A 25,360-nucleotide genomic window follows, 5' to 3' on the forward strand; every position below is an offset into this window, starting at 1 on the left:
ATATAGCGTATGATAATGCTGTTAATAGAATAGGCGGAGGTAAGCGGTATGCGTAAGCGACATGCAAAGAAAAGACATGGAGGAGTGAATTGGCTTTTTATAGTATGTTTGTTGGTGGTGATTGGTGGTAGTGGTTATTTAATAAAAACGTTCTTTTTCACTAGAGATTCACAAGTTAGTCAAGAATCGAAAGTGGTCTTGGAAGAAGATCGCCGAAGTGATAATTATGCGAATTTAACGAAAGAAATAGTTGCACCAGATAGTGGCGAACTTGATCAAAAAATTCAAGAAACAAATTATATTGGTTCGGCTTTGATCATTAAAGATGATCAGGTTTTAGTAAATAAAGGATATGGCTTTGCCAATTTTGAAAAGCAACAAGCCAACACGCCAAACACAAGGTTTCAGATTGGCTCAATTCAAAAATCTTTTACCACAACTTTGATCTTAAAAGCGATTGAAGAAGGTAAACTTACATTAGATACAAAACTCGCTACGTTTTATCCGCAAGTTCAAGGTGCTGGAGATATTACGATTAGCGATATGTTGAATATGACAAGCGGTTTGAAGTTATCAGCAATACCTAATAATATCGTTACGGATGAAGAAATTATTCAATTTGTTAAACAAAATACCATTCAAGTCAATAAAGGAAAATACAATTATTCCCCAGTAAATTTTGTCCTTTTAGCAGGAATGTTAGAGAAAATGTATCAACGTACCTATCAAGAATTATTTAATAATTTTTATCATAAAACAGCTGGTTTAAAGAATTTTGGCTTCTTTGAAACCTTATTGGAACAACCCAATAATTCAACAAGCTATAAATGGACAGAAGACAATTCGTATAATCAAGTGCTCTCAATTCCCGCAGCTAGTTTTGCCCATGAATTTGGGACTGGTAATGTGGATATGACGACAGGTGATTTGTATTGGTACTTACATCAATTAACGAGTGGACATTTAGTTTCCACCGCACTTTTGCAAAAATTATGGACGTCTTCTCAGCAAAGTTCTTATCATGGGGGCATCTATGTTCATGATAATTATTTACGCTTACACGGCGTTGAAGCGGGTCAACAAGCCCTAGCTTTATTTTCAAAAGATATGAAAACCGGGGTCATATTGCTAACTAATTGTGTGAATCCAGCGAAATACAAAGAATTAATTGGTTCGTTGTTCCATGATGTAACCAATTTAACTGTTAAATTTTAAAGCAGAAGCAACAACGATCACTCCAAAGCCTTTTTAGGTTTCTTCTGAGAGACTTTATATTAAAATAAAGGGAAGAACAATCAAAGGGAGTGACGAAGATGAAGCAATCAAAAAATAAACAAGTTGTTATTGGTGAATCAACGAAAAAAAACATTTATCTTCAAGATATAGAACAGGAAACGCAAGCTTTTATTCTCCAAAACAATCCACAATTGACAGCTGAATCGATGATTACATTGGCGGAGTTACTTAATTATCGTTTGGATTACATGAAACAATTAGTCGCAAATGATTCTGAAAAAATCCAACAACTGAATGAGTTGGTGGTTCAACATATCAAAGAAGATAAGCTGATTTCCAATAATATGAATGAAAAGATGGAAAAGAAATTAACCTTTGGCCAACGAGCAGCGGATACCATTGCTAAATTTGGCGGTAGCTGGGTGTTTATTGGCTTCTTTTGCTTCGTGTTGATTGCTTGGATTGTGATTAACTCTACCACTTTATTGGGACAACCATTTGACAAATATCCTTATATTTTGCTAAATCTCGCCTTATCTTGTTTAGCAGCTATCCAAGCACCGATTATTATGATGAGTCAAAACAGACAAGAAGCCCGTGACAGAGAACAAGCGAATAATGATTATAAAATTAACTTAAAAGCAGAAGTAGAAATTAATTTATTACATGAGAAAATGGATTATATTATCAATAATCAACTAGAAAATTTGGTAAAAATCCAAAATATTCAAATTGAACTTTTAGGTGAGTTGCAAGAACAACTCGCTGCGACTTCTGAAAAGGAGTAGTATATAGAAGTAGCTCGTTGTTGCGTAATAATTATTACGCAACAACGAGCTACTTTTTTTATTGTGTGTAAATACACAAGCAAAATAATCGCTTTCCCTTTTTTATTCACCGTATAATGGGATAGAATGACTTTATACAAAAGGGGAAAACAAGATGAAATACCAAGTATTACTTTATTACAAATATACAACAATTGAAGATCCAGAAGCTTTTGCGAAAGAGCATCTAGCTTTTTGCAAATCATTAAATTTAAAAGGCCGTATTTTAGTAGCGACAGAAGGGATTAACGGAACGTTATCTGGTACTGTCGAAGAAACAGAAAAGTATATGGAAGCAATGCAAGCAGATGAGCGCTTTAAGGATACATTCTTTAAAATTGATCCAGCAGAAGAAATGGCGTTCCGCAAAATGTTTGTTCGCCCACGTTCTGAATTAGTGGCGTTGAACTTAGAAGAAGACGTTGATCCATTGGAAACGACGGGGAAATATTTGGAACCTGCAGAATTTAAAGAAGCCTTATTAGACGAAGACACTGTTGTAATCGATGCTCGTAACGATTATGAATATGATTTAGGCCATTTCCGTGGTGCCGTGCGCCCAGATATCCGTAGCTTCCGTGAATTACCAGAATGGATTCGCGAGAACAAAGAACAATTTATGGATAAAAAAATTGTTACCTATTGTACTGGCGGGATTCGCTGTGAAAAATTTTCTGGCTGGTTATTAAAAGAAGGATTTGAAGATGTTGCTCAATTGCATGGTGGTATCGCCAACTATGGAAAAAATCCAGAAACACGTGGCGAACTTTGGGACGGCAAAATGTATGTCTTTGATGACCGAATCAGTGTCGAAATTAATCACGTTGATAAAAAAGTTATTGGGAAAGATTGGTTTGATGGAACACCTTGCGAACGCTACATTAACTGTGCAAACCCAGAATGTAATCGTCAAATCTTAACTTCAGAAGAAAATGAACATAAACATTTAGGTGGCTGCTCATTAGAGTGTAGCCAGCATCCTGCCAACCGTTATGTAAAAAAACATAATTTAACAGAAGCAGAAGTTGCTGAACGTTTGGCTTTGTTAGAAGCGGTTGAAGTATAAAAATAATAAAAAAAATAAACAAAAAAACTTCGAAAATTATTTTTTGAAGTTTTTTTTGTTTATTTTTTTTGTCTTTAAAAGTGTTGATTTTAAAGCTTTCTTAGCTAAAACCATTTTATTTTTTAAAAGCGTTTGAAAAAAATAAAAAAATCTAATAAATATTTCTTTTATATAATGTTTATTGGCTGGGCCAGTCAATGTTGAAAATGGGGAAGGAGGAATTCAGATGAAAATCATAAGAGGGTTTAGTTTGGTATGTTTAGGGCTATTGATCATTGGGTTGCAAACAAAAAGCGTTATGGCTGAAGAAAATAATTATGAATCAAATGGTCAAGCGAGCTTCTATGGCACCTACGTTTATGAGAATGAAAAAGAGTCAAATGACGTAGCGTATACCCAACAATCAGAAGAACAGGGAAGAAACAATTTAGCTGCTTCTGGACAAGCAGTTTTACCTAAAACAGGCGCGTCTGAAAATCCGCTGTATTCCTTGATAGGAGTTAGTTTGTTGGGGGTAGTCATTTATTTAATTAATAAAATGAAACGAGAGAAGGAGCTTATTTAATGAAAAAAACTATTTTACTTACATCGGCAACCATACTTTTAGGCGTAGGGTTTCAAGCAATAAACGCATCAGCAGCAGAAACTTTTCCGAAAGAATACAATACGGAAGGCACAATTACTTTTGAAGCAGGCGATAACGAAATCACACCGCCTGTTGATCCAGAAAATCCCGATCCTACTGATCCAGTAGACCCAATTGATCCTCCAGGGCCAGGAACGGGTGGTGCCTTATCAATTGATTATGGTTCAAAATTTAAATTTGGCACACAAAAGATTTCTACGGCAGATCAAACGTATTATGCTGCGCCAGATGAAATGAAAGATGGTTCAAAAAAACCAACCTATGTACAAGTAACTGATAAAAGAGGAACGTTAGCAGGATGGAAACTAACGCTTTCCCAACCTGAACAATTTAAAACAGCTACTGGAGAGGAACTAGTCGGCGCTCAATTAACGTTTACAAAGGCAGAAGCTGCCTCAATGGTGGATGAAAAATATAAACCTACTGAAGTCAGTAGTACTATTTCCTTAACACCTGGTGTAAATAATAATCTAGCGATGAACGCTAAAAAAGAAACAGGTGTTGGGACTTGGGTTTATCGCTTTGGTTCAAATGAAGCAACAAATAAAGAAGCTGTCCAACTATTCGTTCCCGGAAAATCTGTAAAGCTTGCACAACAATATTCAACGAAGTTAGTTTGGGCATTAGAAGATACTCCCGCTAATAATTAAATAAAGGAGAAAAGCAATGAAAAAACAATTCACAGGAATCGTTCTATGCAGTACATTTGCAGTTGCTGGTTGGTCCTTACAAGCGAAGGCAGAAGAGCCAAAAGAGTATCGTTCGAATGGTTTAGTAGAATTTATTCCGAACGTAGATCCGACAGAGCCAGTTGATCCAGAAAATCCCGATCCAGAAAAGCCAGTCAAACCAATTGATCCAACAGACCCAGAAGGTCCCAATCCTGGTACCCAAGGACCGCTATCTATTGATTATGCTTCAAGTTTTGACTTTGGGAAAAATCGTATTTCGAATAAAGACCAAGTATATTTTGCAAGAGCACAGCAATATCAAGAAAATCAAAAAGATACACCAAATTTTGTGCAAATTTCTGATAATAGAGGAACCAATAGTGGTTGGTCTTTAACGGTTACGCAAAAGGAGCAATTTAAAGCAACAAAGGCGACTTTAAATAGTCAGTTGACAGGTGCGCAAATTTCTTTAGCTAACCCGACTGTTAATAGTAATGCGCAAAATGTTGTGAAACCAGAGGCAACAAATAAGATTGCCCTTGTTCCAGGGACCGCATCGCTGGTGGCAGCTGCGAAGCAAGGAACCGGTGCAGGAACTTGGGCTACTTATTGGGGAAAAGTAGAAGTGGTTGCAGAACGCGATGAAACCAATACGGTACACAATGTTAATGTTACAAAAGATGTTGCGCTATCAGTACCAGGGTCAACCCCTAAAGATGCCGTGAAATATCAAACAAAATTATTGTGGACGTTGACGGATGTACCAGGAATTTAAAAAGTAGAGGTGAAGAGAGATGCGAAACAAACAAAGCCTAGTCTTTTTGGCAAGTAGTTTATTCTTACTACTCCTTGCGCCTATTACTAGCGAAGCGATTAGTAATCCTTCGACAAATATCAACGAAGTCAATCGGGAAATAGTGGAGGAATCGGCCAATGATCAGGCAACTAGCGCTCCTTCTCACTCGGAAACATTAGAGCAAGAACCTTCCCTAGAAACGACAACAACAACCGATAATCATCCAGCAGAAACAGACCAATCAACGGCTACTTTAGAACCTAGCAAACAACAAAAGGATGACGATAACAGTGCAACGGAATCGGCGATAGTTGAACCACAGCCGCGCATGTTGGCTGCGCCATACGCTACTTCATTGCCTGATGATCCTAATATCATTCCAATCGACAAGGTATTTCAAGAGCCAATTGGAAATGCAACAAGTATTTTAGAAGGTGGGAAGTTATTACAACTAAACCCAGCTGTTAAATCACAAAAAGGAGCTATTTGGTCAAAAAAACCAATCAGTTTATTGTCGGATTTTACCTTTAAAAGTTATTTGTATTTAGGAAACGAGTATGCAAATGCTGGTGATGGTATGACCTTTACCTTAACGAATGATCCTAGAATGTCCACAACGCCTCAAGAAGTCATTGGTTCACCTGGGATGGGAATCGGCGCATACTCCACGAAAGCGGGGCAACCCTATGTTAGAAATGCCTTATCGATTGAGTTTGATACCTATAAAAATACTGGTAGTTCCAACCGAATGGACCGAGAAATTTCACAAGATAAGGGAAATGGACATTTAGCTTTTGTCACTCCGAAAGCTAATAACAACAACTATACAGGGGAGCATTCAGGCGTCACTGTTGCGCCAACCTATCTATCTAATGGAACCTGGCGCATGTTGACTGTTCATTGGAATGCCGCAGCCAAAGCATTAACATATGATTTAGAAGGTGTGGGCACGAATACGTATGTAGTTTCAGATTTAAATGCACAATTTGGCGCAACAACAGTTTATTGGGGCTTTACATCATCCACAGGTGGCAAATACCAAGAGAATGCTTTAGCAATGACACAAATTCCTACCAACGTTACGTCACAAGCAGCCCTTAGCGTGAACGGTCAGGAGTTTAGCTCAGCTGTTGAAGCAGTGAAAAATGATCAGGTGATACTACGGAATACGTTGAATATTGACAATGACTTTATCGAAGATCGTCAACCGCAAGTAAGCATTGACTTACCTGATGAATTAGCATATGAAGAAAATTCATTAACGATTGATGGTAAAAAGGTAGCAGCCAAAGATCTGACACAAACAGGGAATCACTTAACAATTGCTTTAAATGACTACCTAGTTTTAAAGAAGGACATGATGATTGAATTAAAAACAACCCTTCAAGATAATACGCCCGAAAAAGTTTTAACTATGAACTTTGACTATTATGAAGAAGGAACCTTACTGCAAAAGTCAAATAATGTAACGATTACTATTCCTAAACCAACAGAAAAAACAGTAACCGTTTTTTATAAAGACGCGGAAGGTAAAGATATTGCTCCACCTAAAAGTGTAACAGGGAAAATTGGTGCACCCTATCAAGAAAAACCCCTAGATATTTCTGGCTATGTTTTTACAAAAGACTCGGGCAATGCGGAAGGAACAATGACAGAGGAAACAAAAGATATTTATTTTTACTATCGTTTAGGGGAACTATATTTTAAAGAGACACCAAAACAGATTACTTTTGGTACGGAAAAGATACGTAATCAACCACTAATTAAACTTGGGCATCCCACCGAAGGACTCAAAGTCGTGGATGAACGTAACGCAAATAATTGGCGCTTGCAACTAAAGCAAACGCAACCGTTAACAAATGATTCAATTGTAATGCCAGATGTTTTTTCTTTCGTTTCAACTGCTGGAAGCTCTCAGATTACAAATGAGGCAATTACGCTTTTAGAAAGTAATCAGAAAGGTGAAACAGATTTAACAGCATTACTTGATGAATCAAAACAACAAGGAATTCAAATCAATGTTCCTGTAGCTTATCAAAGAGTTGGAACATTTAAAGCTCGTTTATCTTGGGCGTTAGAAGACGTACCAGGAAATTAAAGAAAAGAATGGAGAAAAGAAAATGAAAAAAGTAACAACAGTATGTTTATCCACATTTATTTTAGGGAGCTTAGGCATGACTTCTCAAGCCTTTGCAGAAGATGGCGGTAGTTATACATCTAATGGTATCGTAGAATTTACACCAAGTGAAGAGCCAACTAATCCGGTTGACCCAACGGATCCAACTAATCCAGTTGATCCTATTGACCCAACAGATCCTGAAGGTCCTAATCCAGGAACAAACGGTCCGTTGTCAATTGATTATGCGTCAAGTCTAGACTTCGGTGTTCAAAAAATCACGTCGAAGGATCAGACTTATTTTGCTGCTACCCAAAAATACAAGACGGTAGGCGCAACCGATGAAGTCAAAGAAGGGCCTAACTATGTCCAAGTAACAGATAATCGTGGAACCGAAGCTGGCTGGTCATTAAAAGTGAAACAAGAAGGACAATTTAAATCAACTTCTGGTAAAGAATTGACTGGGGCAGCTATCACGTTTAAAAACGGAAATGTAGTGACTGCTTCAGATTCAGGCAAACCAACAGGCCCAGCCACAATCACGTTGAACTCAGATGGTAGTCAATCAGATGTAATGAGTGCAGCGAAAGGAAACGGTGCAGGAACTTATTTATTTGATTGGGGAACCGATGCAACTACAGCCGCTAAAAGTATTGAGTTAACTGTTCCAGGTTCTACAACCAAATACGCTGAAAAATACGCCACAAAATTAACATGGACGTTGACAGACGCTCCAGGAAATTAAACGAATTTTAAAAAGAAGAATAGCGGGGAACATGGTTACCTGCTATTCACTACATATAGAAAAGGAGTAAATAATTTGAACAGAAAAAAACAACGATTTCTTTTTTTTCCGATACTACTAATTCTTTTAGCGTTAGTACCTAGCAATGGTTTTGCCAGTGAATTTAATTTTGCGGTTACGCCTATTCCATCAGAAAAACAAGTAGATAAAGAAAAAACTTACTTTGATTTATTACTAGAACCAAATGAAGAAACTGAGTTGAAAGTGAACTTACGCAATGATACAGATAAAGAAGTAAAGGTAGGTATTTCCATCAATAGTGCCATTACCAATTCAAATGTAATCGTGGAGTATGGTGAAAATAAGGGGGAAAAAGATCAAAGTTTAGCGTTTGATATAAAAGACTATGTTCAATATCCTAGCTCAGTTCGTTTAAAACCGAAAAGTGAACAAACGGTTTCTATTAACGTCAAAATGCCTAATACACCCTTTGATGGAGTGTTAGCTAGTGGTATCACTTTTAAAGAAGAAACGTCGGATGAAGGTAAACGCCAAGACGATAAGAGTCAGGGGTTATCCATTAAAAATGAATATTCGTATGTCGTTGCATTATTGATGCAACAAAATAAAAAAAAGGTTGAGCCGAATTTACTTTTGAAAAAAGTCTCACCAGGACAGATTAATGCTAGAAATGTGATTTTAGTCAATCTACAAAATGATCAAAAAACATATATTAACCAAGTTGCCTTTTCGGCAGAGATTACCAAAAAGGGGCATGAAGAAGTTTTATATAAAGAGGAAAAAGCAAACATGCAAATTGCACCAAATACCAATTTTTCTGTTCCCATTGCGCTAAAAGGGCAACCGCTTAAGCCAGGAGATTACCATTTGTCTATGACCGTTGTTGGGAATAAAGATGCTGCAGGCTCATTTAAAAAATCAATAAACAATGAATCGATATCTTTTAGAAATCAATGGCAATTTGAAAAAGACTTTACAATTAATGGTGAAGTTGCCAAAGAATTAAATGAAAAAGATGTGACCTTAAAAGAAAATCATTCAAATTTATATTTGCTGATTGGCTTACTACTATTATTGATAGTGATTTTAATCATTGCCTGGTTGATTTGGCGAAAAAAGAAACAGGAACAAAACGAAAGAGAAATATAAAGAGTAGTTAATTTTTGATTTGATTATCGGCAACGTTTTTGTTTGTTTTTACTTATCAAACATGCAGTTTATTCAACAAACCTAACTCAAAAAAAGAAATAATAAGAAGGAGTATTGTTAAATATCGTCTGATACCACTTTACTAGTTATATTTTTTGTTTTGTTATGTAGCTAAAGTATTTGGCAATATATGTGAGAAAAATGGATAAATACAAACATTTACTATTATGGAGTACATTGTTACTCTCGTTTTTTCAAGTAACCAATGTGCAAGCAGCAGAAGAACGGAATCCAATTTATAATCCGACCAATCCAACAGAAGAAATTTATCCGATTGAGAATACTGGCACACCAGAAAAAATGGAAGAAACAAATGAAAGTACCATTACTAGCGAAACGCAAGCGGAAGAAAGTAACGAAGACGTTAGTAAAAAAGAAGTGAAAACCAATAATCCAAAAACAAATGAAGAAAGGCCTTCTTCCAAGAAAAGTCAGCATCAAGTATTTTTCACGGATGAATTATTTGATGCTAGCCATATCACCATTGTACCAAATAGCACAGGCGGTGCTGGAACGGAGGGGCAAAACACTTTTTACTTGAATTTCATACGGGAATTAGTAGGAACGGCTATTTATGGGAGAAAGAACTGATAAATGATGAATTATGAAATTTTTTTAAATAAAGAAGATCAACGAAGTTATTCCTTGCTAAGGCATTTAGAAGAAAGTCCCACGCTATCAGGTACTTTTATTGCACTTCGCGAAGAATTATCAATGTCGAATTTTTTAGTCAAAAAAACATTAGAAAAATTAAAAGCAGATATTGACAATCTAAAGTTAAGCGACAGCTTAACTTTAGTCGTTTCTGATGTAGATGTTACACTTGAAATTGATGGAAACTATTCAAGTAAACTTTTGCTCACGAAATACTTAACAGAATCGCTCTCTTTTAAATTAGTGTTGTCTTACTTTAGAGGAAATTATAGTTTGACAAAGTTTGCTGAATGTAATCATGTCAGCACCTCTGTGGCGTATAGTACCTTACAGCGGCTAAAAAAAGCCTTAAAGGAGTATCAGATCTATTTTAGTAAACGGGAAATTGTCGGCAATCAAAAAGCAATTTCATTTTTTTTGTATAAATTGTTCACGCTTTCCAATCAACCAATTTCCGAACTATATTCGGTAAAAGTCTATAATGAAGCGAAACGTGTATTACAGTCTGTTGAGTTAAACTATACTTTCACCACCTATGAGCGACGCAATTTTTTCCATTATTTAGCTATTATGATTAACAACGAAGGACGTGCGGTGGAAGGGATCGATACACGTGCACTAAATACATTTTCAGAAAAATTAATAAAAAAATCGCAAGTGGCATGGGCATTGTCCTCAAAATCATTAACGTATACGATTGTTTTTTTCTTGTATTTGCATGGCAAACTAGAGAAAAAATATGTCATTCATGAAGATCCTACGATTGAAAGCCTAACTCGTGTTTTCATTGGAAGTTTTGAAAAAACATTTAATTGTTTAGAGGAGTCAACAAGGAATACTCTAGAAGAAGGGTTAGCAATTATTCATTTCAATGTTATTTACTTTCCGATTAATATGTTTGACGATTTTGAAATGGATTTACAGTTTTTTAAGCAAACATATCCGGAATTTTATTTTTATTTAATTGAATATATTCGTTGGTTAACAGCAAAACATAAAAAAATTGCGAAAGCCAATCACTGTTTGTTTTTTAACTATCTATTGTTGCTAATTAATCATGTTCCGGTTCATTTAATTGCAGAGCCAGCCAAGGTCCTAATTGATTTTTCTTATGGAAAAGAGTATAACCAATTCATCAAAAAAAATTTATCCGTCTATGTGAATTTAAATGTAGAAATTATTGACCCGTTATCAGATACCTTACCAGATGTGGTGATTACCAATTTAAATAACTTGTATCAAGAAGAACAGAGTAAAGTTATGGTTTGGCTGGATCCACCTCGTTCGATTGATTGGGTCAATTTAACGCAATCATTATTGACTATTCAAGAAGAAAAATATCAACAACAAAAAGAATCAACAAAGACAAGCGGTGATCCTATCGAATAGAATCATCGCTTGTCTTTGTGTTTAAGTCTTTACAAAACCACCCAAGTGTTTTATAATATGAATATACATTCATATGAATAGAAAAACATTAATGAGGAGGCGCATAACAATGTCAAAACAAACAGGTGCACACACACATGAAGAAAAAGGTAAAAACGTTCCAGTTATTCTCTTTTTTACAGGATTGGCTCTTTTCTTTATCGGTTTATTTTTAGGGAACATGCTCTTAGTGAAAAATATTCTTTTCTCGTTAGCTGCTATTTTAGCTGGTTATCATATTATTGGGGAAGGCTTTGGAGATACGTATCGGGATACGAAAAACAATCGAAAGTTTTCACCTAATATTCATTTGTTAATGACCTTAGCTGCAGTTGGTTCAGCATTAATGGGAAGTTTTGAAGAATCAGCATTGTTGATTTTGATTTTTGCGGCGGCGCATTTCCTTGAAGATTATGCCCAAGGCAAAAGCCAACGTGAAATTACAAAACTATTAAATTTAAATCCAACAGAAGCTCGCTTGATAACAGACGACGGCTCAATTCAAACTGTGTCAGTTGAACAATTGAAGATTGGTGACCGCGTGCAAGTCCTCAATGGTGCGCAAATTCCGACAGATGGCGTCGTGATTGAAGGAAGTACCGCTGTGGATGAATCATCTATTAATGGGGAAAGTATTCCCAAAGAAAAAAATAGTGGGGACCCAGTTTTTGGTAGTACTATGAACGGTTCAGGCACAATTGTTGTTGAAGTAACGAAAGATAGTTCAGAAACAGTTTTTGCAAAAATCGTACAGCTCGTGAACCAATCACAAGAAAATCAATCAGAAATTGCAAGCAAAATTAAACGATTTGAACCAAAATATGTCACACTAGTTTTAGCAGTTTTTCCACTAATTGTTTTAGGTGGCGCATTACTTTTCCAATTGACTTGGGCTGAAAGTTTTTACAGAGGCTTGGTCTTCTTAATTGCTGCCTCACCTTGTGCACTAGCAGCGAGTGCCGTTCCGGCAACTTTATCAGGAATTTCCAATTTAGCGAAACAAGGCGTTTTGTTTAAAGGTGGCTCATTCTTATCAAATTTAGCTGAAGTGAAAGCACTCGCTTTTGATAAAACAGGCACGCTAACAAAAGGCAAACCAGAGGTAACAGATTATCTTTTTATTGATGGCTTAGAAGATCGCCAAGACGAATTAGTAGCTGTTTTAACAAATATGGAGAAAAAATCCAATCATCCATTGGCGACGGCGATTGTTAATCGCTTTGAAGCAGAAACAACGGCTTTAAATTTAGAAGTAGAAAATATTGTTGGGGTGGGTTTAGTAACGACCATTGCAGACACAACTTTTAGAATTGGTAAACCATCTAGTTTCGAACAAGTGCCAACAATCATTGAGAAGCAAACAACGAAATTAGCGAGTGAAGGCAAAACGGTAGTGTACTTTGCCGAAAATGAACAAGTGATTGGTTTAGTGGCATTGATGGATGTTCCTAATGAAGAAGCAATGAACGCCATTCACTATTTCAAGTCACAGAATATTGAAACAACAATGATTACAGGAGATGCAAAACTTACGGGTGAAGCAGTTGGCCGCTTAGTAGGCGTGGACCAAGTTTATGCTAATGTTTTGCCTGAGGAAAAATCAGCGATTGTTGATCAATTAAAACGCGAAGTAGGAATGACAGGGATGGTTGGTGATGGCATTAATGATGCACCGGCTTTAGTGAATGCTGATATCGGAGTGGCAATGGGGGATGGTACAGACATTGCTATCGATGTTGCAGACGTGGTAGTGATGAAAAATGATCTTTCTAAATTAGGCTATGCTCACCGTGTCTCAAAACGCTTGAATAAAATTGTGCAGCAAAATATTGTTTTTTCAATGTTAGTGGTAGCAACGTTAATTATCTTGAACTTTTTAGGTATTGCGAATATCGCATTTAGCGTACTTATTCATGAAGGAAGTACCTTAGTGGTCATTTTTAATGGCTTGCGTTTATTAGTTAATACAAAATAAGCCAAATAGTCACTTGCAAGAAAGGAGAGAAAGCGATGAATTCTTTAAAAATGATTGAACTTTCTCTCACAGACGTTGTCATTCGGATGGCTCTAGCCGTGGTTTTTGGAGCTTTGATTGGGTTAGAAAGAAGTATTAAAAGAAAAGGCTTCGGTATTAGTAGTAATGCCATTTTATGTTTGGCCTCCTGTACGATTTCCATTTTACAGATTCAATCGGTGGATATTTTAGTTGATGTGGTGAAACAAAATAGCGCCTTGGCGTCCATTATTTCTATGGATATTACACGATATGGCGCCCAAGTGATTAGTGGGGTAGGCTTTCTCGGTGCGGGGATTATCGTTTTTAGAGAAAGGAAAGTCTCTGGGTTAACGACAGCAGTAATGATGTGGAATGTTACTATTATTGGTTTAGTCATTGGGATGGGCTTTTTAACCATTGCGTTTATCAATCTCGTGGCGACTTTGCTAGTATTAGCTCTGGCCCATTTTAAACGAAAAACTCCTTTAAAACGATTGCAGCTTATCGTAAAAATGAAGGAACCCATGATTAAAGAAAGCCGCCTGCATGAACAACTTCAAGCTTCTTTAGAAAAAGGGGAGCGCTTAGTAGAATTGACTTTGGAATCCGAACAAGAGGCAGTGACAGCAAAGATTTCTTATGTAGGCAAAGAAGATTTCTGGCATTCCAACTTGCACCATCTCTTAAAAGAAAAAGGGCACGTTCAATCTGTCTCTGTCACGGAAACAATTTAACCATAAAATAAAGCACTTGGGCGCTAGCGCGCGCCAAGTGCTTTTGTTTAAATATTTAATACTTTATCTAAGAAATCTTTTGTTCGAGGGTTTTGAGGATTTTCAAAGACTTGCTCTGGCGAACCATCTTCTAGGAAGTTACCGCCATCAATGAACATTACTCGGTTAGCCACTTCTTTTGCAAAGCCCATTTCGTGAGTAACTATGACCATTGTCATTCCTTGTTTTGCTAAATCTTTCATTACACCAAGAACATCGCCAACCATTTCTGGATCAAGAGCTGATGTTGGCTCATCGAAAAGCATAATATCAGGATTCATCGCTAACGCACGTGCAATTGCGACACGTTGTTTTTGACCACCAGATAAAGAATCTGGATAGGCATCTTTTTTATCTGCCAATCCAACACGTTCTAAAAGTTCTAACGCTTTTTTCTCCGCTTCGTCTTTTGACAAGCGACCTAAATCGGTTGGTGCTAAAACAATATTTTCTAAAATAGATAAATGTGGAAACAAATTGAAATGTTGGAAAACCATGCCGATATGTTGACGGACTTGGTTGATGTCCGTATTTTTATCTGTCAAGTTCGCACCATCAATAATAATGTCTCCGCTAGAAGCTTCTTCTAATTGATTCAAGCAACGTAAAAAAGTACTTTTACCAGAACCAGAAGGACCGATGACGCAGACTACGTCGCCTTCGTTAATAGAAACATTAATGTCGTTTAAGACCGTGTTGTCACCATATTTTTTTACTAAATGTTCAACTAAGATTTTTTCAGTCATATTAGTTCACCTTCTTTTCAAGGTTTTTCGCTAATTTAGTTAAGCTAGTAATTAAAATTAAGTAGATTAACGCAATAACGAAGTAAACCATTGTACTTTGTAATGTCCGAGCAACAATAATTTTTCCTGTTTGTAGTAGTTCGATTAAGCCAATTGCTGAAAGGATAGTTGTATCTTTCAATGAAATAACAAATTGGTTAATGAATGAAGGAATCATAATGCGAATCGCTTGTGGTAAAATAATTTTTTGCATTGTCCGATTATAGGAAAGACCTAAACTTCTTGAAGCTTCCATTTGGCCAACTGGAACAGCTTTGATTCCGCCGCGCACAATTTCAGAAATATAGGCACTGGCATTTAAAGTTAATGTGATAATCCCAGCAATGAAGACCGGGATATTAAAGCCAAGCACACCAGGTAATCCGAAATAGATGAAGAACGCTAAGACCATTAAAGGAATTCCACGAATTAAATCAACATAAATGGTTGAAAGTACACGTAATGCTTTGATTGGTGAAACGCTGAATAATCCGAAAATAACGCCGACAATTAAAGCAAGTACGAAGGAAATCAACGTTAATAGAATCGTCATCCATAAACCGTGTAACAATTGTTTCCAGTTGTTTTGCATGAAGCCAACAAATGTAGATTCGTCAGCTGTTTCTTCTTTGGTTTCGCTGCCATCTTTCACGTAAGTACCGATAATTTTATCGTATTCACCTGTACGTTTCATTTCTTTTAAGCCTTCGTTAAACATTTCAAGTAGTTCAGGATTTTGCCCTTTTTTGACAGCAAAACCGTAAGAACCACCTTTTTCACGAGGAATTGGTGTCGCTAGTGGTTGATTTTGCGCAACCCCATAGCCAATGACAGGATAATCATCCATCATGGCATCAACTTCGCCAATTTCTAACGCACTGTATAATGCATCAGTTGTGTCTAAATACTTAATTGAGTAATCATATTTCTTTTTATTTTTTTCTAAGAAATCAGCACTTTCAGTACCAATTTTTACGCCGACTTTTTTGCTTTTTAAATCATCATACGATTTAATTTTGTCATTGCCTTTTTTGACCGCAATTTGAATGCCGCTATCAAAGTAAGGAACAGAGAAGTCGAAGGCTTTTTTACGATCATCCGTAATCGTCATGCCTGCAACCATCCCATCTGCTTGACCAGATTCAACAGCTTGGACAGCAGAACTAAAACCAATAAATTTAAATTCAACAGTAAAACCTTGCAATTCAGCTGCACGTTTGACTAAATCAACATCAATTCCGACATAATCGCCTTGAGCATTTTGGAACTCAAACGGAGCAAATGTAGAATCGCTAGCAATCACATATTTCTCTTTTTTAGGAGTGATTTTTTTCATCTGTTCGCCAGCGTCTTGTGTATTTGTTTCATCGCCTGTCGCTAAGTAGTTGTTTAAAATTTTATCATAAGTACCATTGTCTTTAAGATTTTTCAAACCAGCGTTGAACTTTTTGATTAATTCAGGGTTTTGGCCTTTTTTCACTGCGAAACCATAAGAACTGCCTGTTTCTTTATCGCCAACTAATTGTAATTTTTGACCATTTTTAACTGCGTAGCCCAATACAGGATAATCATCAACGATTGCATCCGCTTCGCCGTTTTCTAAGGCTTTATAAAGACCCGTTGCATCGTCAAAATTTTTGATGGTGTAGTCATATTTCTCTTTATTTTTTTCAAGGAAATTGGCACTTTCAGTTCCAACTTTAGCCGCAACCGTTTTGCCTTTTAAGTCATCATATGATTTAATTTTGTCATTTCCTTTTTTAACCGCTAATTGTAAACCGCTATCGAAGTATGGATCTGAAAAATCAAAGGATTTTTTTCGCTCATCCGTAATACTCATTCCAGCAATCATGCCATCAATTTGTTTAGATTGAATCGCTTGGACTGCACTATCGAAGCCTAATGGTTTTAAATCCACTTCAAAACCTTGATCTTTGGCAATCGCATCTAATAAATCAACGTCAATACCAATGTATTTTCCTTTTGAGTCTTGGAATTCAAAAGGGGCGAATGTTAAATCCGTTCCGATTGTATATTTCTTTCCTTCTGCATGTGCTGAAGTGCCACTAATGAATGTTAGCAGAGTTACCATCATCACAAAGAAAGAAAGTAAAAAGTGTTTCCTTTTCATAAAATACCTCCTAGTTTTGCATATTGAACAATTATATAGTAAGAAATAGGAAGCTGACAAGTATTTGAATGCTAAAAAGAGAAAAAAACTCTAATTTCCTTACATTACATGTTATAAAATGTAACATCGGAATTAAGAACAAAAGATTAAGATCAGTTGAAGTCCGAAACAGCAAAAGTGGCGAAAATATGTTCGGTATGTTAAACTAATAAGTGGACATTCTGCCAGAATGGGCCGATAATTTAAGAGAAATTAGACACTTTGAGGGGGAGTTATAAATGATCGAAAGAGAAACTTCCAATACCTTTCATTTGGCTTCTAAATATGAGCCTGCCGGAGATCAGCCAGCCGCTATTGCTGAACTAGTTGACGGTGTCAAAGGTGGAGAAAAAGCTCAAATTTTACTTGGAGCGACCGGAACAGGTAAAACATTTACAATCTCTAATGTGATTCAAGAAGTGAACAAACCAACATTAGTGATTGCACATAATAAAACACTAGCTGGACAATTATACGGGGAATTTAAAGAATTTTTCCCAGATAATGCGGTCGAGTATTTTGTCAGTTACTATGATTATTATCAACCAGAAGCATATGTACCCTCAAGTGATACATATATTGAAAAAGATTCCAGTATTAATGATGAAATTGATAAACTACGCCATTCAGCGACAAGTTCTTTATTGGAACGAAACGATGTCATCGTGGTAGCGTCAGTTTCTTGTATTTTTGGTTTAGGGGATCCGCGGGAATACAGTCAACAAGTTGTTTCATTACGTGTGGGAATGGAAATGGATCGTAATGAGTTACTAAAAAGTTTAGTCGATATTCAATTTGAACGAAATGATATTGATTTTCAACGGGGGCGTTTTCGTGTCCGCGGTGATGTGGTTGAGATATTCCCAGCTTCACGGGATGAGCATGCGCTACGTGTTGAATTTTTCGGAGACGAAATTGATCGAATTCGTGAAGTAGATGCGTTAACTGGTGAAATTGTCGGCGAAACAGAGCATGTCGCTATTTTTCCAGCAACACACTTTGTGACGAACGAAGAACATATGGAACACGCCATTTCGCAGATCCAAGAAGAATTAGAGGCACGTTTGAAAGTGCTTCGCAGTGAAAACAAATTATTGGAAGCCCAACGTTTGGAACAGCGAACCAACTATGATATTGAGATGATGAGAGAGATGGGCTACACGTCAGGGATTGAAAATTACTCTCGACATATGGATGGTCGCCAAGAAGGGGAGCCGCCATATACGCTGTTGGACTTTTTCCCAGATGACTTCTTACTTGTAATCGATGAGTCTCATGTAACAATGCCGCAAATTAGAGGGATGTATAATGGCGACCGAGCACGGAAACAAATGTTAGTGGACTATGGTTTCCGTTTACCAAGTGCACTTGATAACCGACCGCTTCGTTTAGAAGAATTTGAACAACATGTAAACCAAATTGTTTATGTATCGGCAACACCAGGACCTTATGAAATGGAACAAACAGAGACTGTTGTTCAACAAATCATTCGACCAACAGGTTTACTAGATCCAGAAGTAGAAATTCGCCCAATTATGGGTCAAATTGATGACTTGGTGGGCGAAATTCATGAACGGATCGAAAAAGATCAGCGGGTGTTTGTCACAACCTTAACGAAGAAAATGGCCGAAGATTTAACCGACTATTTCAAAGAATTAGGCTTAAAAGTTAAATATTTGCATAGTGATATAAAAACACTGGAAAGAACGGAGATCATTCGCGATTTACGATTAGGCGAATTTGATATTCTAATAGGTATTAACTTATTACGTGAAGGAATCGATGTGCCAGAAGTTTCCTTAATTGCGATTCTAGATGCGGATAAAGAAGGCTTCTTACGTAGTGAACGCTCGTTAGTGCAAACGATGGGACGGGCTGCCCGGAACGCCGAAGGAAAAGTCATTATGTATGCAGATAAAATCACCGATTCGATGCAACGAGCTATGGATGAAACGGCACGACGTCGGGCAATCCAAGAAGCATATAATGAAGAACATGGCATTGAACCAAAAACAATTATTAAAGAAATTCGTGATTTGATTTCTATTTCCAAAACAGCTGATAAAGATGAAACAGTGGTTCAATTGGATAAATCATATGAAGATTTATCAAGACAAGAAAAAGCTGATTTATTAATGAAACTTGAAAGAGAAATGAAAGATGCAGCCAAAGCATTAGACTTCGAAACTGCAGCCACATTACGAGATACCATTCTTGAATTGAAAGCTGCCAAATAAGTCAACCAACGGATTAAGTAAAAGATACGATGAACCATCGTATCTTTTACTAATCTTTTCTCTATAGAATGACTTGAAATGATTTGACGTAAGAGATTTAGTAAAAGGAGAACATATATGGCAAATGATAAAATTGTGATTCATGGTGCACGCGCCCATAACTTAAAAAATATTGATGTCACGATTCCTCGTGACAAAATGGTTGTTGTAACTGGACTATCTGGTTCTGGTAAAAGTTCATTAGCATTTGATACGCTTTACGCAGAAGGGCAACGACGTTATGTAGAGAGTCTCTCTGCTTATGCGCGACAATTTTTGGGACAGATGGATAAACCAGATGTTGACAGCATCGATGGTTTAAGTCCAGCTATTTCAATTGATCAAAAGACGACAAGTAAAAACCCACGCTCAACAGTAGGGACGGTCACAGAAATCAATGATTATTTACGATTGTTATTTGCTCGGGTAGGTCATCCAATTTGTCCTAACGATCATATTGAAATTACCAGTCAGTCTGTTGAACAGATGGTTGATAAAGTCTTAGAGCTACCAGAGCGAACAAAAATTCAAATTTTGGCGCCTGTTGTGGTCAAGAAAAAAGGCCAACATAAAAAAGTGTTTGAAATGATCCAACGTGAAGGGTATGTCAGAATGCGGGTGGATGGTGAAACCTATGATGTTAGTGAGGCACCAGAACTTGAAAAAAATAAAAAACATGATATTGCGATTGTGATTGACCGTATCGTTGTGAAAGAAGGCATTCGCTCTCGCTTGTTTGATTCGTTTGAAGCGGCTTTGCGTTTAGCTGAAGGTTACGCAATTGTTGATGTGATTGGTCAAGAAGAAATGTTGTTTAGTGAACATTATGCTTGTCCTTATTGTGGGTTCACAGTCGGTGAATTGGAACCGCGCTTGTTTTCATTTAATGCACCATTTGGCGCTTGTCCCGATTGTGATGGTTTAGGTGTTAAATTAGAAGTGGACAAAGACTTAGTGATTCCAGATCCCACTAAAACCTTGAGAGAAGGAGCCATTGTTCCGTGGAACCCTATTAGTTCCCAATATTATCCACAAATGTTGGAGCAAGCAGCCACCAGTTTTGGGATTGATATGGATACGGCGTTTGAAGAATTACCTGCAGAGCAACAAGAAATTATTTTAAATGGTTCTGGCGAGAAAAACTTTCATTTTCATTATGAAAATGACTTTGGTGGTGTTCGTGATGTGGAAGTGCCATTTGAAGGGATTTTAAAAAATATTAAACGACGTTACCATGAAACAAATAGCGATTTTACACGAGATCAAATGCGGTTATACATGACAGAATTGACTTGTCGAAGCTGTCATGGATATCGTTTGAATCCGCAAGCTTTAGCTGTAAAAATCAATGGCACGCACATTGGTGAAGTCAGTGAATTAGCAATAAAAAATGCGGTCCAATTTTTTGAAGGTGTATCTTTATCTGAACAAGAAACAACGATTGCTCGGCCAATTTTAAAAGAAGTCGAAGATCGGTTAACCTTCTTAAAAAATGTCGGTTTAGATTACTTAACCTTAAGTCGAGCTGCTGGTACACTTTCTGGCGGAGAAGCACAAAGAATTCGCTTAGCAACACAAATTGGCTCAAACTTATCAGGCGTCCTTTACATTTTAGATGAACCATCAATTGGTTTGCATCAACGAGATAACGACCGCTTGATTGACTCATTGAAAAAAATGCGGGACTTAGGCAATACATTAATTGTGGTGGAACACGATGAAGATACAATGATGGCTTCGGATTACTTGATTGATGTGGGACCTGGCGCTGGACATCTGGGCGGTGAAATTGTAGCCGCTGGTACGCCGGAAGAGGTTGCTAAAAATCCGCATTCATTGACCGGACAATATCTTTCTGGGAAAAAAGTGATTCCTGTACCAAAAGAACGTCGCAAAGGTAATGGCAAAGCGATCAAAGTCACTGGTGCCAGTGAAAATAATTTAAAAAATGTCAGTGTTGAATTTCCGCTCGGTGAATTTGTTGCTGTCACAGGTGTTTCAGGTTCAGGGAAAAGTACTTTAGTCAATCAAATTTTGAAAAAAGCACTGGCCCAAAAATTAAATCGTAATTCCAATAAACCTGGGAAACACAAAAGTATCACTGGTTATGAAGCCATTGAAAAGATTGTTGACATTGATCAAAGTCCGATTGGCCGAACACCAAGAAGTAATCCAGCGACTTATACTAGTGTTTTTGATGACATTCGCGATTTGTTTGCCCAAACAAATGAAGCCAAGGTTCGTGGCTATAAAAAAGGTCGCTTTAGTTTTAACGTCAAAGGTGGCCGTTGTGAAGCTTGTCGCGGGGATGGTATCATCAAAATTGAAATGCACTTTTTACCTGATGTCTATGTGCCTTGCGAAGTTTGTCATGGCAAACGTTATAATTCTGAGACGTTAGAAGTTCATTATAAAGGCAAAAACATTTCTGATATTTTAGATATGACGGTGGAAGATGCCGTAGAATTTTTCAAACATATCCCTAAAATTCATCGTAAATTGCAAACAATTGTGGATGTAGGCTTAGGCTATGTGACATTGGGGCAGCCAGCAACTACTTTATCTGGTGGGGAAGCACAGCGGATGAAGCTAGCGAGTGAACTTCATAAAAATTCTAATGGGAAAAACTTTTATATTCTGGATGAGCCAACAACAGGCTTGCATACCGATGATATTGCGCGGTTGCTTCTAGTATTAGAGCGTTTAGTGGAAGCGGGCAATACCGTTTTAGTGATTGAACATAACTTGGATGTCATCAAATCTGCGGATCATGTGATTGATTTAGGGCCAGAAGGTGGCGACGGTGGTGGGACGATCGTGGCGACAGGAACACCAGAAGAAGTTGCTAAAGTCAAAGACAGTTACACAGGATATTATTTAAAACGTGTTCTGAAATAAACATTAATGATTAGATAAAGAACCTTGTTTTTATGGGAAACAAGGTTCTTTTATTATAAAATAACAAAAATTTTTTAATGAAAATTAAAAATAAATGTTGACTTAATGTGTAATTAAAAGATATACTATGTTTGTTAACAAAATAACAATGAACACGAAGGGAAGTCTTAAATGAAAAACAAAAAAATAACAACAAGTTTATTAACAGCAGGAATGGTCTTAGCTATCGGAATCACACCTTTTGTACATAGTAACACAATGGAAGCAGCGACTTTAATTTCACAATCAGACCATGAAAAAGTAATGAGTTTTACCAAGAAAGACTTAAAAGAAGCAACGGGCATTCAATTGGAGCCGGCGACAGTACAAGCCGTTCATCAGGAATTAAAGCAACAAATCACCTGGGAAACATTAGGCTATTCCACAATTGATGCGCAAAATATTGCGACACGTTTTACACAAAATACATATCAGGCTCTGGGGATTTTAACAGATATCGCCAACCATTCAGACCTTCAATTGAAAGTCATTACCATTAATAATCCCTATCTAGCAACAGCTAAAATTGGTACCTTTAAGTGGGAAACCGTAACTCCTGAAGTTGGCGGGGACCATGAAACAGCAGACAATGAACTAACCACACCGACACCGACTGTTGCCAGTCTTCAAGAGATTGACGTAGAAATCGAATACGATGAAAATGAAATTGAATTCACCTATGAAATAAAATCGAACGGGACAATTGAAGCAACGTATGAAGATGAATTTGCTGATTTAGAATTAGAAGGTAAGGCAGCACAAGACAAAATCATGACTCTTTTAGATGGATTGTCAATCAAAACAGCTACAAATGAACAAATTAAAGAACACATTACGAAAAAGTTAGCCGTGAATGAACAAGTAAAACAATTTGAGTTTGAAGCTAATTTTACTGATAAAACAGAAATTGAGTTTGTATTAAAATAACACAGAGTTATATAGTATAATTCAGCAATTAAAACAGCATTGACAAAAATGTCAATGCTGTTTTTCTATGAAAGAATAGAAATCTTTATAAGAATGATTGAAAAGCTTTCTTTGATACGCCCGGGGTGTTATAATATAGTGATGCAAGTGAAGGGAGTGTTGAATATGCCAGAAAATTTACAACTGGTTATTATTACAGGAATGAGTGGCGCTGGAAAAACAGTCGCTGTTCAAAGCTTTGAAGACATGGGCTATTTCTGTATCGACAATTTACCACCAAGCTTAATCCCAAAATTTTGGGAATTAATTAAAGAATCTGGAAAAGTTACCAAGATTGCGTTAGTGATCGATTTACGTTCACGGACCTTCTTTAGAGAAATTCAGGATATGTTAGTCGAACTTGAAAATACTAATTTTATTGATACAACGATTTTATTTTTAGATGCCACCGATGAAGAGTTAGTTTCTCGTTATAAAGAGACACGGCGTGCGCATCCAATGGCGATGGATGGTTTAGTGACAGAAGGTATTCGTAAAGAACGTGCAATGCTGGAAGAAATCAAGGCGGATGCTCAGTTGGTTATTGATACCACGGACTTGTCCCCTCGTCAATTGCGGGAACGTTTGAATAAAGAACTAGCAACGAGAGAGACACACGAATTTCGAGTGGAAATGGTGTCCTTCGGCTTTAAATATGGTTTGCCGATTGATGCAGATATCGTTATGGATGTTCGCTTTTTACCTAACCCCCATTATATTGATGAACTACGACCGTTAACTGGAATGGATCAACCTGTTTATGATTATGTGATGGGCTTCCCAGAAACAGATGAATTTTATACAAAATTTATCGATTTACTGCGAACAGTCTTACCTGGATATAAAAAAGAAGGTAAAAGTAGCGTCACCATTGCAATTGGCTGTACTGGCGGACAACATCGCTCTGTTGCATTGACAGAACGTGTTGGCGCTGAATTAAAAGAGGAAGATTACCATGTAAATATTACCCACCGCGACCGCTTAAAAAGAAAAGAAACGGTTAATCGCTCTTAATGAAAACCTATCGAATTCGTAAACCGAAGATCGTGGTTGTTGGTGGTGGAACAGGCTTGCCAGTAATTTTGAAAAGTTTAAGAAATCAAAGTGTTGATATTACTGCCGTCGTAACGGTCGCTGATGATGGCGGTAGTAGTGGCGAGCTTCGTTCCTCTATTAATAACATGACACCTCCGGGAGATTTAAGAAATGTTTTAGTGGCATTGTCAGATATGCCACAATTATATGAAGATATTTTTCAATATCGTTTTGATAAATCAGATAGTCATTTTGCCAATCATGCAATCGGTAATTTAATCATTGCTGCTGTCTCAGAAATGAGAGGAAGTACGTATGAAGCGATTCAATTGCTTTCAAAAATGATGCATGTTGATGGACGGATTTATCCATCATCAGAACGGCCATTAACGTTACATGCTGTATTTAAAGATGGCTCAGTGGCGGTGGGAGAATCAAAAATTGCACTGGATCGCAAGACGATTGACCATGTGTTTGTAACAAATACACACGGAGAAGAGCAGCCAAGAGCTGCGCGTAAAGTCGTCAAAGCAATTGAAGAAGCAGACATGGTCGTGTTAGGGCCAGGGAGTCTTTTTACAAGTATTTTGCCTAATTTAGTTATTACAGAAATTGGTGAAGCCATCAAACAAACGGCAGCCGAAGTAGTCTATATTTGTAACATCATGACCCAAAAAGGGGAAACGGAACATTTTACGGATGCAGATCATGTTCGTGTCTTAAACGAGCATCTACAAGCGCAGTTTGTTGATACAGTGCTGGTTAACACAGAAAAAGTACCAGAAAATTACATGGATCCTGAAATTTATGATGAATATTTAGTTCAAGTAAAGCATGATTTTCAAGGATTACGTGAAGAAGGATGCCGAGTTATTTCGACAGACTTTTTAGAATTAAGAGATGGCGGAGTTTTTCATGATGGGGAAAAAGTTGTTGAAGAACTTTTCCGTATCGTATTTGGAACGAAATATTAATTAATCAAAAGAATCAAGAGAGGAGGAGCTTAG

20 protein-coding genes are annotated in these 25,360 nt (G+C 37.1%); 18 read left to right on the top strand and 2 right to left on the bottom strand.

Features of this window, described 5'->3' with window-relative positions; genetic code table 11:
• Positions 1-48 precede the first annotated feature (48 nt).
• The 13 genes from IGJ52_RS02865 (at position 49) to IGJ52_RS02925 (ending at position 14,145) form a co-directional block, all read left to right on the top strand.
• A complete protein-coding gene (locus tag IGJ52_RS02865; protein ID WP_002383010.1) occupies positions 49-1,215 on the top strand; it encodes a serine hydrolase domain-containing protein in 1,167 nt (388 codons plus the stop codon).
• A gap of 98 nt (positions 1,216-1,313) precedes the next feature.
• Entirely contained in the window at positions 1,314-2,024 is a 711-nt protein-coding gene (locus IGJ52_RS02870; protein WP_002355601.1) for a DUF1003 domain-containing protein, read from the top strand.
• 154 nt (positions 2,025-2,178) lie between these two features.
• Positions 2,179-3,129 (top strand): oxygen-dependent tRNA uridine(34) hydroxylase TrhO, encoded by a 951-nt coding sequence (gene trhO / locus IGJ52_RS02875; RefSeq protein WP_438791885.1) that lies wholly within the window; start codon positions 2,179-2,181, stop codon positions 3,127-3,129.
• Between the two features lie 181 nt (positions 3,130-3,310).
• Positions 3,311-3,694 carry an LPXTG cell wall anchor domain-containing protein gene (locus tag IGJ52_RS02880; protein ID WP_025191083.1) on the top strand — a complete coding sequence of 128 codons (384 nt, stop codon included), beginning with the start codon at positions 3,311-3,313 and terminating at the stop codon, positions 3,692-3,694.
• A complete protein-coding gene (locus IGJ52_RS02885; RefSeq protein WP_002383012.1) occupies positions 3,694-4,425 on the top strand; it encodes a WxL domain-containing protein in 732 nt (243 codons plus the stop codon). The genes IGJ52_RS02880 and IGJ52_RS02885 overlap by 1 nt, the downstream gene beginning before the upstream one ends.
• A 16-nt stretch (positions 4,426-4,441) precedes the next feature.
• Entirely contained in the window at positions 4,442-5,221 is a 780-nt protein-coding gene (locus IGJ52_RS02890) for a WxL domain-containing protein (RefSeq protein ID WP_002420004.1), read from the top strand.
• Between the two features lie 19 nt (positions 5,222-5,240).
• On the top strand, positions 5,241-7,340 hold the full coding sequence (locus tag IGJ52_RS02895; protein WP_438791886.1) for a lectin-like domain-containing protein: 2,100 nt from the start codon (positions 5,241-5,243) through the stop codon (positions 7,338-7,340).
• A gap of 22 nt (positions 7,341-7,362) precedes the next feature.
• Positions 7,363-8,103, top strand: coding sequence for a WxL domain-containing protein (locus IGJ52_RS02900; protein ID WP_002355609.1), 741 nt, complete (start codon positions 7,363-7,365; stop codon positions 8,101-8,103).
• A gap of 75 nt (positions 8,104-8,178) precedes the next feature.
• Complete coding sequence (locus IGJ52_RS02905; protein WP_002383015.1) at positions 8,179-9,273, top strand: DUF916 and DUF3324 domain-containing protein; 1,095 nt, start codon at positions 8,179-8,181, stop codon at positions 9,271-9,273.
• Between the two features lie 201 nt (positions 9,274-9,474).
• A complete protein-coding gene (locus IGJ52_RS02910; RefSeq protein WP_002420007.1) occupies positions 9,475-9,924 on the top strand; it encodes a hypothetical protein in 450 nt (149 codons plus the stop codon).
• 3 nt (positions 9,925-9,927) lie between these two features.
• Entirely contained in the window at positions 9,928-11,376 is a 1,449-nt protein-coding gene (locus IGJ52_RS02915; RefSeq protein ID WP_438791887.1) for a helix-turn-helix domain-containing protein, read from the top strand.
• Between the two features lie 109 nt (positions 11,377-11,485).
• Positions 11,486-13,390: a heavy metal translocating P-type ATPase gene (locus IGJ52_RS02920; protein ID WP_194177569.1), complete on the top strand. Its 1,905-nt coding sequence runs from the start codon at positions 11,486-11,488 to the stop codon at positions 13,388-13,390.
• A 35-nt stretch (positions 13,391-13,425) separates the two neighbouring features.
• Positions 13,426-14,145 carry an MgtC/SapB family protein gene (locus tag IGJ52_RS02925; RefSeq protein WP_002361276.1) on the top strand — a complete coding sequence of 240 codons (720 nt, stop codon included), beginning with the start codon at positions 13,426-13,428 and terminating at the stop codon, positions 14,143-14,145.
• A gap of 47 nt (positions 14,146-14,192) precedes the next feature.
• Here IGJ52_RS02925 and IGJ52_RS02930 read toward each other — a convergent pair whose 3' ends face one another.
• Both IGJ52_RS02930 and IGJ52_RS02935 read right to left on the bottom strand, forming a co-directional pair.
• Positions 14,193-14,930 carry an amino acid ABC transporter ATP-binding protein gene (locus tag IGJ52_RS02930; protein WP_002355616.1) on the bottom strand — a complete coding sequence of 246 codons (738 nt, stop codon included), beginning with the start codon at positions 14,928-14,930 and terminating at the stop codon, positions 14,193-14,195.
• Between the two features lies 1 nt (position 14,931).
• Complete coding sequence (locus IGJ52_RS02935) at positions 14,932-17,100, bottom strand: amino acid ABC transporter substrate-binding protein/permease (protein ID WP_438791888.1); 2,169 nt, start codon at positions 17,098-17,100, stop codon at positions 14,932-14,934.
• A gap of 278 nt (positions 17,101-17,378) precedes the next feature.
• Here IGJ52_RS02935 and uvrB point away from each other — a divergent pair, with 278 nt between their 5' ends.
• The 5 genes from uvrB (at position 17,379) to IGJ52_RS02960 (ending at position 25,327) form a co-directional block, all read left to right on the top strand.
• Positions 17,379-19,376 (top strand): excinuclease ABC subunit UvrB, encoded by a 1,998-nt coding sequence (uvrB, locus tag IGJ52_RS02940; protein ID WP_002355618.1) that lies wholly within the window; start codon positions 17,379-17,381, stop codon positions 19,374-19,376.
• Positions 19,377-19,493: 117 nt separating this feature from the next.
• On the top strand, positions 19,494-22,313 hold the full coding sequence (uvrA, locus tag IGJ52_RS02945; RefSeq protein WP_438791889.1) for an excinuclease ABC subunit UvrA: 2,820 nt from the start codon (positions 19,494-19,496) through the stop codon (positions 22,311-22,313).
• A 171-nt stretch (positions 22,314-22,484) separates the two neighbouring features.
• Positions 22,485-23,279, top strand: a complete 795-nt coding sequence (locus IGJ52_RS02950) for a YusW family protein (RefSeq protein ID WP_033625601.1) — start codon at positions 22,485-22,487, stop codon at positions 23,277-23,279.
• A gap of 165 nt (positions 23,280-23,444) precedes the next feature.
• A complete protein-coding gene (gene rapZ / locus IGJ52_RS02955) occupies positions 23,445-24,332 on the top strand; it encodes an RNase adapter RapZ (RefSeq protein WP_002355625.1) in 888 nt (295 codons plus the stop codon).
• Entirely contained in the window at positions 24,332-25,327 is a 996-nt protein-coding gene (locus tag IGJ52_RS02960) for a gluconeogenesis factor YvcK family protein (protein WP_002355627.1), read from the top strand. The genes rapZ and IGJ52_RS02960 overlap by 1 nt, the downstream gene beginning before the upstream one ends.
• The last annotated feature ends 33 nt before the right edge of the window (positions 25,328-25,360 follow it).

Source organism: Enterococcus sp. DIV1758 (genome assembly GCF_051711985.1).
Lineage (GTDB): Bacteria > Bacillota > Bacilli > Lactobacillales > Enterococcaceae > Enterococcus > Enterococcus faecalis.